The sequence below is a fragment of the Pseudomonas sp. HTZ2 genome (genome assembly GCF_033173945.1).
GTDB classification, from domain to species: domain Bacteria; phylum Pseudomonadota; class Gammaproteobacteria; order Pseudomonadales; family Pseudomonadaceae; genus Aquipseudomonas; species Aquipseudomonas guariconensis.
In genome coordinates this window covers 3,826,082-3,838,061 of sequence record NZ_CP137332.1, presented here as the reverse complement: position 1 = coordinate 3,838,061, position 11,980 = coordinate 3,826,082, and the positions used below count along the sequence as shown (strand labels likewise).

The 11,980-nt window shown below is 62.3% G+C and carries 14 protein-coding genes; 11 read left to right on the top strand and 3 right to left on the bottom strand.

What is annotated here, in order from left to right; genetic code table 11:
- Position 1 precedes the first annotated feature (1 nt).
- The 4 genes from R6G97_RS17765 to R6G97_RS17750 all read left to right on the top strand — a co-directional run bounded on the left by R6G97_RS17765 (position 2) and on the right by R6G97_RS17750 (position 3,458).
- Complete coding sequence (locus tag R6G97_RS17765; protein WP_043214798.1) at positions 2-1,024, top strand: LacI family DNA-binding transcriptional regulator; 1,023 nt, start codon at positions 2-4, stop codon at positions 1,022-1,024.
- Positions 1,025-1,033: 9 nt separating this feature from the next.
- On the top strand, positions 1,034-1,942 hold the full coding sequence (gene rbsK / locus R6G97_RS17760) for a ribokinase (RefSeq protein WP_090345620.1): 909 nt from the start codon (positions 1,034-1,036) through the stop codon (positions 1,940-1,942).
- Positions 1,939-2,337, top strand: a complete 399-nt coding sequence (rbsD, locus tag R6G97_RS17755) for a D-ribose pyranase (RefSeq protein ID WP_090345621.1) — start codon at positions 1,939-1,941, stop codon at positions 2,335-2,337. The genes rbsK and rbsD overlap by 4 nt, the downstream gene beginning before the upstream one ends.
- Positions 2,338-2,450: 113 nt before the next feature.
- Positions 2,451-3,458, top strand: a complete 1,008-nt coding sequence (locus R6G97_RS17750) for a nucleoside hydrolase (RefSeq protein WP_317847299.1) — start codon at positions 2,451-2,453, stop codon at positions 3,456-3,458.
- On the opposite strand, the gene R6G97_RS17745 is transcribed toward R6G97_RS17750, so the two are convergent.
- Positions 3,430-3,642: a hypothetical protein gene (locus tag R6G97_RS17745; protein ID WP_043214792.1), complete on the bottom strand. Its 213-nt coding sequence runs from the start codon at positions 3,640-3,642 to the stop codon at positions 3,430-3,432. The two genes, R6G97_RS17750 and R6G97_RS17745, sit on opposite strands and share 29 nt — an antisense overlap.
- A 272-nt stretch (positions 3,643-3,914) precedes the next feature.
- On the opposite strand from R6G97_RS17745, the gene R6G97_RS17740 reads away from it, so the two are divergent.
- Entirely contained in the window at positions 3,915-4,238 is a 324-nt protein-coding gene (locus R6G97_RS17740; RefSeq protein ID WP_070571896.1) for an I78 family peptidase inhibitor, read from the top strand.
- A gap of 75 nt (positions 4,239-4,313) precedes the next feature.
- On the opposite strand, the gene R6G97_RS17735 is transcribed toward R6G97_RS17740, so the two are convergent.
- Both R6G97_RS17735 and R6G97_RS17730 read right to left on the bottom strand, forming a co-directional pair.
- On the bottom strand, positions 4,314-4,526 hold the full coding sequence (locus R6G97_RS17735; protein ID WP_070091905.1) for a cold-shock protein: 213 nt from the start codon (positions 4,524-4,526) through the stop codon (positions 4,314-4,316).
- A gap of 161 nt (positions 4,527-4,687) precedes the next feature.
- Positions 4,688-4,990 (bottom strand): hypothetical protein, encoded by a 303-nt coding sequence (locus tag R6G97_RS17730; protein WP_043215857.1) that lies wholly within the window; start codon positions 4,988-4,990, stop codon positions 4,688-4,690.
- 333 nt (positions 4,991-5,323) lie between these two features.
- On the opposite strand from R6G97_RS17730, the gene thrS reads away from it, so the two are divergent.
- From thrS to pheT, 6 genes are all read left to right on the top strand, one after another.
- Positions 5,324-7,246, top strand: a complete 1,923-nt coding sequence (gene thrS / locus R6G97_RS17725; RefSeq protein WP_317847298.1) for a threonine--tRNA ligase — start codon at positions 5,324-5,326, stop codon at positions 7,244-7,246.
- On the top strand, positions 7,246-7,797 hold the full coding sequence (infC, locus tag R6G97_RS17720; RefSeq protein WP_170831750.1) for a translation initiation factor IF-3: 552 nt from the start codon (positions 7,246-7,248) through the stop codon (positions 7,795-7,797). The genes thrS and infC overlap by 1 nt, the downstream gene beginning before the upstream one ends.
- Positions 7,798-7,857: 60 nt before the next feature.
- A complete protein-coding gene (rpmI, locus tag R6G97_RS17715; RefSeq protein WP_003250667.1) occupies positions 7,858-8,052 on the top strand; it encodes a 50S ribosomal protein L35 in 195 nt (64 codons plus the stop codon).
- A 28-nt stretch (positions 8,053-8,080) separates the two neighbouring features.
- Positions 8,081-8,437, top strand: a complete 357-nt coding sequence (rplT, locus tag R6G97_RS17710) for a 50S ribosomal protein L20 (protein ID WP_003250671.1) — start codon at positions 8,081-8,083, stop codon at positions 8,435-8,437.
- Positions 8,438-8,548: 111 nt separating this feature from the next.
- Positions 8,549-9,565 (top strand): phenylalanine--tRNA ligase subunit alpha, encoded by a 1,017-nt coding sequence (gene pheS, locus R6G97_RS17705; RefSeq protein WP_043215859.1) that lies wholly within the window; start codon positions 8,549-8,551, stop codon positions 9,563-9,565.
- 31 nt (positions 9,566-9,596) lie between these two features.
- Positions 9,597-11,978 (top strand): phenylalanine--tRNA ligase subunit beta, encoded by a 2,382-nt coding sequence (gene pheT, locus R6G97_RS17700; protein ID WP_102081999.1) that lies wholly within the window; start codon positions 9,597-9,599, stop codon positions 11,976-11,978.
- Positions 11,979-11,980: the final 2 nt, after the last annotated feature.

Genomic DNA, 11,980 nt, shown 5'->3' with positions numbered 1-11,980 from the left:
CATGGCAACCATCAAAGACGTCGCGGCATTGGCAGGTATTTCCTATACCACCGTGTCCCATGTACTGAACAAGACCCGCCCGGTCAGCGAGCATGTGCGCCTGAAGGTCGAGGCGGCCATCGCCGAGCTCGACTACGTGCCCAGCGCCGTGGCCCGTTCGCTCAAGGCCCGCAGCACCGCCACCATCGGCCTGCTGGTGCCCAACAGCGTCAACCCGTACTTCGCCGAGTTGGCCCGGGGTATCGAGGACGGCTGCGAGCGCAATGGCTATTGCGTGATCCTCTGCAACTCCGACGACAACCCGCAAAAGCAGCGCAGCTACCTGCGGGTGTTGCTGGAAAAGCGCATCGACGGCCTGATCGTCGCCTCGGTCGGCCAGGACAGCGACCTGCTGGAAAGCCTGGCCTGCGTGCGCACGCCGATGGTCATCGTCGACCGCGCCCTGGATGGCATCGACGCCGACCTGGTACGCATCGACCACGAACAGGGTGGCTACCTCGCCACCCGGCACCTGCTGGACCTGGGCCACCGTGACATCGCCTGCATCGGCGGGCCGGCCGACTCAGGGCCTGCCCAGTTACGCCTGGCGGGCTACCGTCGGGCCATGGCCGAGCAGGGCGTGGCGGAGGGTGAAAATCGCATTCTGCACAGTGACTTCAGCAGCCCCGGTGGCTACGACGCCGCGGTCCACCTGCTCGACGGCCCGCGGCCCACGGCGATCTTCGCCGGCAACGACATGATCGGTTTTGGCGTGTTGCGTGCGGCGGCCGAGCGCAACATCCACGTGCCGGGCGAGTTGTCGGTGGTCGGCTTCGACGACATCGAGCTCAGCCGCTATGTGTACCCGCCGTTGACCACGGTCGGCCAGTCGATCCGCGAGCTGGGCGAAAGCGCCGCGCAGCTGCTGCTCTCGCGCATCGCCACCCCCCGCAGCGGCGGCGTGGAGCAGCGCATCGTCGCCCCGCGCATCGTGCTGCGTGAATCCACCGGGCCGCGCCCGGACCTGTTCAATGATTACCGCTAAGGAGTGACCATGAGCGCCAAGGTCGTGGTGGTCGGCAGTCTCAACATGGACTTGGTGGCCCGCACCCAGCGTTTGCCCCGGCCCGGCGAGACGCTGGCCGGCGACAGCTTCTTCACCGTGCCCGGCGGCAAGGGTGCCAACCAGGCGGTGGCCGTGGCTCGGCTTGGGGCCAGCGTGGCCATGGTCGGCAACGTGGGCGACGACGCCTATGGCCAGCAACTGCGCAAGGCCCTGGAGCATGAGGGCATCGATTGCCAAGCGGTGGGCGTATGCCCAGGCGTCTCCAGCGGCGTGGCGCTGATCATGGTCGATGCCGCCAGCCAGAACTCCATCGTCATCATCCCCGGCGGCAACGGCCAGCTGACGCCGGCGTCCGTGCAGCGTTACGACGCTCTGTTGCAAGCGGCCGAGGTGATCATCTGCCAGCTGGAAGTGCCCATGACCACGGTGGCCTGGACGCTGGCCCGTGGGCGTGAACTGGGTAAGACAGTGATCCTCAACCCCGCGCCTGCCACCGGCCCGCTGCCGTCGGACTGGTTCGCCGATATCGATTACCTCACGCCCAACGAGAGCGAGGCCGAAGCCTTGACCGGGCTGCCGGTGACCGACATCGACAGTGCACGCCGCGCCGGTGAACGGCTGTTGCAGCTGGGCGCGGGCAAGGTGATCGTCACGCTGGGGGCGCAGGGTGCGTTGTTCGTCAGCCCTGCGGATAGCCGGCATTTTCCCGCCCCGGTGGTCAAGCCCGTGGATACCACCGCGGCAGGGGATACCTTCATCGGCGGCTTCGCTGCCGGCCTGGTGCGTGGATTGGAGGAGGGCGAGGCCATCGCCTTCGGCCAGCGGGCCGCGGCGTTGTCGGTGACCCGCGTGGGCGCCCAGCCTTCGATTCCCTATTTGGCGGAGCTTGCGCCATGAAGAAGACCGGATTGTTGAACGTGGCGTTGTCCAGGGTGGTCGCCGGGCTGGGCCATGGTGACATCCTGGTGATCGGCGATGCCGGGCTGCCGGTGCCGCCGGGCGTAGAACTGATCGATCTGGCCGTGACCCCCGGTGTGCCGGATTTCGCCAGTGTGTTGCAGGCGGTGCTGGAGGAGATGCAAGTGGAGCGGCATGTGCTGGCCGAGCAGATGCTCGAGGTAGCGCCGCCAGCCTTGGCGCAGGTACAGGGGCTGCAAGGACAGCTGGGCGTGCGCGAGCTGCTGAGCCATCAAGCGTTCAAAGAGTTGTGCCGCCAGGCCAAGGCCGTGGTGCGAACCGGGGAGTGCAAACCCTACAGCAACATCGCGCTAGTGGCGGGTGTCACGTTCTGAGGTCAAGGCCCACTCGCGGGTAAACCCGGTCCTGCGCCGAACCCTGTGGGAGCGGGTTTACCCACGAAAGGCCGCAACGCGGCCCCACTATCGAAGGCAACAAGGAGTGCCCTATGTTCAAACACCTCCTCAAAGGAGTCGTCCTCATGTCAGCCGTGGCCACCACCTCCCTCCAGGCCGCTACGCGGGATGTGATCATCGACACCGACCCGGGTGCCGACGACGTCGTCGCGCTGCTGCTCGCCATGGCCTCGCCCGAGGACTTGAACATCCGCGCCATCACCACCGTGGCCGGCAACGTGCGTCTGGACAAGACCTCACGCAACGCTCGCCTCGCGCGGGAATGGGTTGGGCGCGAAGACATCCCGGTCTACGCCGGGGCAGGGCGCCCGCTGGTGCGCAAGCCGATCTACGCTGACGATATCCATGGTCGGGAGGGCCTGGAAGGGGTGAAGGTCCACGAGCCCAAACAGGGCCTGGCCCAGGGCAATGCCGTGCAGTACCTGGTCGATACGCTGTCCCACGCCGAGCCTCACAGCATCACCCTGGCCATGCTCGGTCCGCAGACCAACCTGGCCCTGGCGTTGATCCAGAAGCCCGAGATCGCCAAAGGCATCAAGGAAGTGGTGGTAATGGGTGGTGCTCACTTCAATGGCGGCAACATCACCCCGGTGGCCGAGTTCAACCTCTACGCCGACCCCCATGCTGCGCAGGTGGTGCTGGCCAGCGGCGTCAAGCTGACCTACGTGCCCCTGGACCTGACCCACAAGGTGATCACCAGTGAAGCGCGCTTCAAGCAGTTGGCAGCCATCAACAATCAGGCCAGCCAGCGTGTGGTGGATATCCTCGACGCCTACGTCAAGCACGACATGGACCTGCACGGGATGCCCGGAGGCCCGGTGCACGATGCCAGTGTCATCGCCTACCTGATCAAGCCCGAGCTGTTCAGCGGCAGGCGGGCCCACCTGGAGGTCGACAGCCGTGAAGGCCCGACCTTTGGCCAGACCGTCGTTGACTGGTACGCGGTGCTCAAGCGTCCGGCCAATGTGCTGTGGCTGAACGAGGGCGATGCCCAGGGCTTTTTCGACCTGCTCAGCGAGCGCTTGGCTCGATTGCAATAGCGGCGTGCGGGGCGTAGCGCTCGAACACCTGCTCGATGAAGCTGCGCGCTGCTTCGCTGCCGCGGTCGCGGACCAACAAGTCGATGGCGATCAGCAGCAGTTCTTCGGGGGTGCTGGGGCTGTAGGCGCTCTGGCCCTCGGCCCATTTGACCTTGATGTCGGCGTCGATGCTGTGGCTGCTCATGGGAGGCTCTCGTGGCAAGCCTGGGCTAAGGGTCGAACACCGGACCCTGGCGTTCGAAGGGAGGCGTGCTGCGCTCCGGTTGTTGCAGTAAATCATGCCTTTGCATTCGTCGCACGACCGCTGGCGAATAAACCGCCAGGCGTACGGCGCAAAATCCAGTCACGATTCCCTTTCGCCATCAGGGGCCGGTTCAGGCAGACTTGCCCGGTTTTGCAACAAAAGTTGAGCGGAGCTGTCGCATGAGACAGTTCCCATGATGATTAGGAGGATTCATGTTCCGTACCCGTGCTTACCTGGCGACCTTGCTGGCGGCTGCAGTCCTGGCAGGTTGCAGCACAGGCGGTTCTTCCAGCGGTGGCGACAAGGCCCCAGGCACCTCGGCCGATAACGGCGGTCGCTGCGAGGCCAGCGGTGCCGACTTCACCATCGGCAAACAGGCCACCCCGGCGCTGCTGGAGCAGGCACGCAAGGCCAGCGGTTCGCAACTGGCACGTATCCTCAAGCCCCACGATGTAATCACCCTGGAATACCGCTCCGAGCGGCTGAACCTGAACGTCGATGACAAAGGCGTGGTGACCCGCGTTAACTGCGGTTGAGGTTTCGCCTGCGACAAAAGCGAACACCCACAAAAAACCCGCCATGAAGGCGGGTTTTTTGTATTCGTATCCGAATTACTCCGGACGAACCTGCGCAGCCTGCATGCCCTTCTGACCGCGTTCGGCAACGAAGGAAACGGACTGGCCTTCTTTCAGGCTCTTGAAGCCGTCGGTTTCGATGGCCTTGAAGTGTACGAACAGGTCGTCGCCGCCGCCTGCTGGGGTGATGAAGCCGTAGCCTTTTTCATCATTGAACCATTTGACGGTGCCGTTTTGGCGATTGGACATGGGGTGAATCTCCAGAAACATGGTTTTTTTTCGAGGTGCGATGTTGCCGAGGCTACGCAGCACCGGCGACATCATAGTCTAATTCTGCGTATCTAGCGCCTGTTACCTTCGCAGGATACTGATCCACGGCAAATAATGCGTGCATCGCCCCGCAAAAAGGCTCAGCTCTTAGGTGCGCAGGCCTGACGTACCACGGTTTGCGCCCGCTGCATCAGCTTGGCGTCGACACCGTCCTTGCTGTCCAGGTCTTCGATTTCCGCCTTGGTGAAGTTCTTCTCGATCGCATCAGCGCCGCACTTGCAGTGCTGGTCCGCCGTTTTCGCATCGACACCTTGAGCCGACGCCACCTGGACGCACTGCTCCATGTAGGCGCCTTTCTTGCCGGCAGGCCACTCGGCATGTGCCGCCAGGGGCAGCAGCAGGGCGCTGGCGGCGGTCAGGGCCAGAAGAGACTGAAGTCGCATAACCACACACTCCTTGGGTTGGATCTCATCAAGAGTAGGATGCTTCAGAAACTCTGAGGTGGAATTTTCCGAACAAGTTCACCCAGACGGCTTAATTTCCAAATATTTCTGCCTGCCGCCCAAGCCGCGTGCTAGCATGCTCGGCTTGCAGCTGCACCCTGGCAGCTGTTTTCCATTTTTCTTTCCAGTCACTCTGGTTCGTCCCTGGTTGGCCGAAAGGCTCCTGCCACTGTGAGGCAGGCTTTCCCGCGGGAAAGGCAGGTCGGATCTTGTACTGGCTCATCCCAACCCATGTGACCTTTGGTAGGGGTCACCACTAGGAGAGGAGGCGCCATGCCCGTAATTACTCTTCCCGATGGCAGTCAACGTACGTTCGACAAGGCCGTCACCGTTGCCGAAGTTGCCGCCTCCATTGGCGCGGGCCTCGCCAAGGCCACGCTGGCCGGCAAGGTCGATGGCAAGCTGGTCGACGCCTGCGACCTGATCGAGAATGACGCCACGCTGCAGATCATCACCCCTAAAGATGAAGAGGGACTGGAGATCATCCGTCACTCGTGCGCCCACTTGGTCGGCCACGCAGTGAAACAGCTGTACCCGACCGCCAAGATGGTGATCGGCCCGGTGATCGACGAAGGCTTCTACTACGACATCGCCTACGAGCGCCCCTTCACCCCAGAAGACATGGCCGCCATCGAACAGCGCATGCAACAGCTGATCGACAAGGACTACGACGTCATCAAGAAGATGACCCCGCGCGCCGAAGTCATCGACGTGTTCAAGAGCCGTGGTGAAGACTACAAGCTGCGCCTGGTCGAGGACATGCCGGACGAACAGGCCATGGGCCTGTACTACCACGAAGAATATGTCGACATGTGCCGTGGCCCGCACGTGCCGAACACCCGTTTCCTCAAGGCCTTCAAGCTGACCAAGCTGTCTGGCGCCTACTGGCGCGGCGATGCCAAGAACGAGCAGCTGCAGCGCGTGTACGGCACCGCCTGGGCTGACAAGAAGCAACTGGCTGCCTACATCCAGCGCATCGAAGAAGCCGAAAAGCGCGACCACCGCAAGATCGGCAAGCAGCTGGATCTCTTCCACCTGCAGGAAGAAGCCCCGGGCATGGTCTTCTGGCACCCGGCCGGCTGGACCGTCTATCAGGTGCTCGAGCAGTACATGCGTGGTGTGCAGCGCGAAAACGGCTACCTGGAGATCAAGACGCCGCAGGTCGTCGACCGCATCCTCTGGGAGCGTTCCGGCCACTGGTCCAACTACGCCGAGAACATGTTCACCACTTCGTCGGAAAGTCGCGATTTCGCGGTAAAACCGATGAACTGCCCTTGCCACGTACAGGTGTTCAACCAAGGCCTGAAGTCCTACCGTGACCTGCCGCTGCGCCTGGCCGAGTTCGGTGCCTGCCACCGTAACGAGCCGTCCGGCGCCCTGCACGGCATCATGCGTGTGCGTGGCTTCACCCAGGACGACGCCCACATCTTCTGCACCGAAGATCAGGTGAAGAAAGAAGCGGCCGACTTCATCAAGCTGACCCTGGATGTCTACAAGGACTTCGGTTTCACCGACATCGCCATGAAGCTCTCGACCCGTCCCGCCAAGCGTGTGGGCTCCGAAGAGCTGTGGGACCGCGCCGAAGGCGCCCTGGCCGATGCGCTGAACGAGTCGGGCCTGGAGTGGGAATACCAGCCGGGCGAGGGCGCTTTCTACGGTCCGAAGATCGAATTCACTCTGCGTGACTGCCTGGGCCGTAACTGGCAGTGCGGCACCCTGCAGTACGATCCGAACCTGCCGGAGCGTCTGGATGCCAGCTATATCGCCGAAGATAACAACCGTAAGCGCCCGGTCATGCTGCACCGTGCGATCCTCGGTTCCTTCGAGCGCTTCATCGGCATGCTGATCGAGCACTACGCGGGCGTATTCCCGGCGTGGCTGGCCTCGACCCAGGCGGTGATCATGAACATCACCGACAAGCAGGCCGATTTCGCACTCGAAGTGGAAAAATCCCTCAATGGGGCTGGTTTCCGTGCCAAGTCCGACTTGAGAAATGAGAAGATCGGCTTTAAAATCCGCGAGCATACTTTGCTCAAGGTCCCATACCTTCTGGTTATAGGGGACCGCGAAGTCGAAACGCAGACCGTTGCAGTGCGTACCCGTGATGGCAAAGACCTGGGCTCCATGCCCGTCTCCCAATTCACCCAACTGCTCGCTGACGCCGTGGCTCAGCGCGGTCGCCTAGAATCGGAGTAATGACTATTAAGCGTGAAATGAGAAACGATAAACGAACTGCACCGAAAGCCCCGATCAACGAGAATATCTCGGCACGCGAGGTTCGGTTAATTGGCGCTGACGGCGAGCAGATTGGCATCGTCTCGATTGATGAAGCGCTGCGTATCGCTGATGAAGCGAAGCTGGATCTGGTGGAGATCTCTGCAGACGCGCAACCGCCTGTCTGCAAGGTCATGGACTACGGCAAGCACCTCTTCGAGAAGAAGAAGCAGGCCAACGAAGCCAAGAAAAACCAGAAGCAGATCCAGATCAAAGAAATCAAGTTTCGTCCAGGGACGGAAGAAGGGGATTACCAGGTAAAACTACGCAACCTGGTACGTTTCCTTAGCGATGGGGACAAGGCCAAGATCTCTCTGAGATTCCGCGGCCGTGAGATGGCCCACCAGGAGCTGGGCATGGAGCTGTTGAAGCGGGTCGAAGCTGACCTCGCCGAATACGGCACCGTTGAGCAGCATCCGAAGATGGAAGGACGCCAGCTTATGATGGTCATCGCCCCCAAAAAGAAGAAGTAATCTCCCGGGCACGGCAGGCCTGATGATTATGTGTAATTTTATCGAATGCGGAGTTCCAACATGCCAAAAATGAAAACCAAGAGCGGTGCTGCGAAGCGTTTCCTGAAAACCGCTTCCGGCTTCAAGCACAAGCACGCTTTCAAGAGCCACATCCTGACCAAAATGTCGACCAAGCGTAAGCGTCAACTGCGCGGTGCCAGCCTGCTGCACCCGTCTGACGTGGCAAAAGTCGAGCGCATGCTGCGCGTACGTTAATTCTGGTCAACGATAGAGGAAGTTACTCATGGCTCGTGTAAAGCGTGGCGTCATCGCTCGTAAGCGTCACAAGAAAATTCTGAAACTGGCTAAAGGCTACTACGGTGCACGCTCGCGCGTATTCCGCGTTGCCAAGCAGGCTGTCATCAAGGCTGGCCAATACGCCTACCGTGACCGTCGCCAGAAGAAGCGTCAGTTCCGCGCTCTGTGGATCGCTCGTATCAACGCCGGTGCCCGCACCAACGGTCTGTCCTACAGCCGTCTGATCGCTGGCCTGAAGAAAGCGTCGATCGAAATCGACCGCAAGGTTCTGGCCGACCTGGCAGTGAACGAAAAAGCGGCGTTTGCTGCGATTGTCGAGAAAGCTAAAGCCGTCCTGGCTTAAGTACCCACGACAATCATCCGGCGGCGCTTTGCGTCGTCGGGTGTAAAACGTCATCGATAGGGGAAGAGCCTTCAAAAGCTCTTCCCCTATTTTCGTATCTGGAGTCTGTACATGGAAAACCTGGACGCGCTGGTTGCCCAAGCCCTCGAGGCCGTGGAACGCGCTGAAGACATCACTACCCTGGAACAGATCCGGGTCCAATACCTCGGCAAGAAAGGCGAGCTGACCCAGGTGATGAAGACCCTGGGCAACCTGCCAGCCGAAGAGCGCCCGAAAGTCGGCGCGCTGATCAACGACGCCAAAGAGCGCGTCACCGACGTGCTCAACGCACGCAAGGCTGCCTTCGAAGAAGCCGAGCTCAACGCTCGCCTGGCCGCCGAATGCATCGACGTGACCCTGCCAGGCCGTGGCCAGACCACTGGCGGGCTGCACCCGATCACCCGTACCCTCGAGCGCATCGAGCAGTTCTTCACCCACATCGGCTACGGCATCGCCGAAGGCCCTGAGGTCGAAGACGACTACCACAACTTCGAAGCGCTCAACATCCCCGGCCACCATCCGGCCCGGGCGATGCACGACACCTTCTACTTCAATGCCAACATGCTGCTGCGCACCCACACTTCGCCTGTGCAGGTGCGGACCATGGAGTCCAGCCAGCCGCCGATCCGCATTGTCTGCCCGGGCCGCGTCTATCGCTGCGATTCGGACATTACCCACTCGCCGATGTTCCACCAGGTCGAAGGCCTGCTGGTCGATCGCGGCATCAACTTCGCCGACCTCAAGGGCACCATCGAAGAGTTCCTGCGCGTGTTCTTCGAAAAAGAACTGGCGGTACGCTTCCGTCCGTCGTTCTTCCCCTTCACCGAGCCTTCGGCTGAAGTCGACATCCAGTGCGTGATGTGCTCCGGCAATGGCTGCCGCGTGTGCAAGCAGACCGGCTGGCTCGAAGTCATGGGGTGCGGCATGGTCCACCCGAACGTGCTGCGCATGTCCGGCATCGACCCGGAAGAGTTCCAGGGCTTCGCCTTCGGCATGGGCGCCGAGCGCCTGGCCATGCTGCGCTATGGCGTCAACGATTTGCGTCTGTTCTTCGACAACGACCTGCGGTTCCTCGCCCAATTCCGCTAGGCCCAATCGACGCACTTTCTAGGAGAACAGCATGAAATTCAGTGAACAGTGGCTGCGCGGTTGGGTAAACCCGCAAGTCTCCCGTGACGAACTGGTCGCCCGCCTGTCCATGGCCGGCCTTGAAGTCGACAGCGTGACCCCCGCTGCCGGCCAGTTCAGCGGCATCGTGGTGGGCGAGATCCTCGCCACCGAACAACACCCGGACGCCGACAAGCTACGCGTGTGCCAGGTGAGCAACGGCCAGGAAACTTTCCAGGTCGTCTGCGGCGCTCCAAACGCGCGCCCAGGCATCAAGATCCCGTTCGCCATGATCGGCGCCGAACTGCCGGGCGACTTCAAGATCAAGAAGGCCAAGCTGCGCGGCGTCGAGTCCTTCGGCATGCTGTGCTCGGCCGCCGAGCTGCAGATCAGCGAAGAGAACGACGGCCTGCTGGAACTGGCGGCTGACGCCCCGGTCGGCGAAGACATTCGCCAGTACCTGAACCTGGACGACGCCAGCATCGAAATCGGCCTGACCCCGAACCGCGGCGACTGCCTGTCCATCGCAGGCCTGGCCCGCGACGTCAGCGCCCTGTACGACGTGCCGGTCACCCGTCCTCAAGTGCCTGCCGTTGCCCCGGCCCACGACGAAGTGCGCCCGGTTGAAGTCTGCGCGCCGGCGGCCTGCCCACGGTACCTGGGCCGCGTCATCCGCAACGTCGACCTGAGCAAGCCGACCCCGCTGTGGATGGTCGAGCGCCTGCGCCGTAGCGACGTGCGCAGCATCGACGCCGCTGTCGACATCACCAACTACGTGATGCTCGAACTCGGCCAGCCGATGCACGCCTTCGACCTCGCCGAAATCAACGGCGGCATCCGCGTACGCATGGCCGAGGAGGGCGAGAAGCTCGTCCTGCTGGACGGCCAGGAAGTCGCGCTGCGTGCCGACACCCTGGTCATCGCCGACCACACCCGCGCCCTGGCCATCGCCGGCGTCATGGGTGGCGAACACAGCGGCGTGAATACCGAGAAGACCCGCGATCTGTTCTTGGAAAGCGCCTTCTTCGAGCCGATTTCCGTCGCAGGCAAGGCCCGTTCCTACGGTCTGCACACCGATGCCTCGCACCGCTACGAGCGCGGCGTCGATTCGCAACTGGCCCGTGAAGCCATGGAGCGCGCCACCGCCCTGGTCCTCGAGATCGTCGGCGGCGAAGCCGGCCCCATCGTCGAGGCCGTGAGCGAGCAGCACCTGCCGAAGGTCGCGCCAGTCACCCTGCGCGCCGAGCGTATCAACCAGATGCTTGGCATGGACATGGACGCTGCCCAGGTCGAGCAACTGCTCAACGCCCTGGAGCTGAAAACCAGCGCTGATGGGGCAGGGCAGTGGACTGTCGAAGTCCCAAGCCACCGCTTCGACATCAGCCTCGAAGTCGACCTGATCGAAGAGCTGGCCCGCCTGTACGGCTACAACAACCTGCCGGTCCGCTACCCGCAAGCCCGCCTGGCTCCGCAGACCCGCCCGGAAGCCCGTGGCGAGCTGCCGACCCTGCGCCGCCTGCTGGTCGCCCGCGGCTATCAGGAAGCGATCACCTACAGCTTCATCGACCCGAAACTGTTCGAGCTGTTCACCCCGGGCGTCGAGCCGCTGCTGCTGGCCAACCCTATCTCCAGCGACATGGCCGCCATGCGCGCGTCCCTGTGGCCGGGCCTGGTCAAGGCGCTGCAGCACAACCTCAACCGCCAGCAGGACCGCGTACGCCTGTTCGAAAGCGGCCTGCGCTTCGTCGGCCAGCTGGGCGACCTCAAGCAGCAGCCGATGATCGCCGGCGTCGCCACGGGCAGCCGCCTGCCGGAAGGCTGGGCGAACGGCCGTGACAGCCTCGACTTCTTCGACGTGAAAGCCGACGTGGAAGCCCTGCTGGGCTACTCGGGCGCCCTGGACGACTTCACGTTCGTCGCCGGCAAGCACCCAGCCCTGCACCCTGGCCAGACCGCCCGCATCGAGCGCGACGGCAAGGAAGTCGGCTACATCGGCGCTATCCACCCAGAGCTCGCCAAGACCCTGGGCCTGGAGCGTCCAGTGTTCGTCTTCGAGCTGGTACTGAGCGATGTGGTCGAAGGCCGCCTGCCGAAGTTCAGCGAACTGTCCAAGTTCCCAGAAGTGAGGCGTGACCTGGCTTTGATCGCAGGACGTGATGTTGCTTCTAGCTCCGTGCTTGAAGTAATTCGTGACAATGCGGGCGAATGGCTCACAGACCTCAGGCTGTTTGACGTCTACCAAGGTAAAGGCATTGATCCTGATAGAAAAAGCCTGGCCGTCGGCTTGACCTGGCAGCATCCATCGCGCACTCTTAACGACGATGAGGTGAACACTACCCTGCAAAACATCCTCACCTCGCTTGAACAAAGGTTGAACACCACGTTAAGGAAATAGCG

Bases quoted from the DNA above. Each gene is read 5' to 3' on its own strand.
- R6G97_RS17765 (WP_043214798.1), top strand. From the start codon at position 2: ATGGCAACCATCAAAGACGTCGCGGCATTGGCAGGTATTTCCTATACC.
- rbsK (WP_090345620.1), top strand. From the start codon at position 1,034: ATGAGCGCCAAGGTCGTGGTGGTCGGCAGTCTCAACATGGACTTGGTG.
- rbsD (WP_090345621.1), top strand. From the start codon at position 1,939: ATGAAGAAGACCGGATTGTTGAACGTGGCGTTGTCCAGGGTGGTCGCC.
- R6G97_RS17750 (WP_317847299.1), top strand. From the start codon at position 2,451: ATGTTCAAACACCTCCTCAAAGGAGTCGTCCTCATGTCAGCCGTGGCC.
- R6G97_RS17745 (WP_043214792.1), bottom strand. From the start codon at position 3,642: ATGAGCAGCCACAGCATCGACGCCGACATCAAGGTCAAATGGGCCGAG.
- R6G97_RS17740 (WP_070571896.1), top strand. From the start codon at position 3,915: ATGTTCCGTACCCGTGCTTACCTGGCGACCTTGCTGGCGGCTGCAGTC.
- R6G97_RS17735 (WP_070091905.1), bottom strand. From the start codon at position 4,526: ATGTCCAATCGCCAAAACGGCACCGTCAAATGGTTCAATGATGAAAAA.
- R6G97_RS17730 (WP_043215857.1), bottom strand. From the start codon at position 4,990: ATGCGACTTCAGTCTCTTCTGGCCCTGACCGCCGCCAGCGCCCTGCTG.
- thrS (WP_317847298.1), top strand. From the start codon at position 5,324: ATGCCCGTAATTACTCTTCCCGATGGCAGTCAACGTACGTTCGACAAG.
- infC (WP_170831750.1), top strand. From the start codon at position 7,246: ATGACTATTAAGCGTGAAATGAGAAACGATAAACGAACTGCACCGAAA.
- rpmI (WP_003250667.1), top strand. From the start codon at position 7,858: ATGCCAAAAATGAAAACCAAGAGCGGTGCTGCGAAGCGTTTCCTGAAA.
- rplT (WP_003250671.1), top strand. From the start codon at position 8,081: ATGGCTCGTGTAAAGCGTGGCGTCATCGCTCGTAAGCGTCACAAGAAA.
- pheS (WP_043215859.1), top strand. From the start codon at position 8,549: ATGGAAAACCTGGACGCGCTGGTTGCCCAAGCCCTCGAGGCCGTGGAA.
- pheT (WP_102081999.1), top strand. From the start codon at position 9,597: ATGAAATTCAGTGAACAGTGGCTGCGCGGTTGGGTAAACCCGCAAGTC.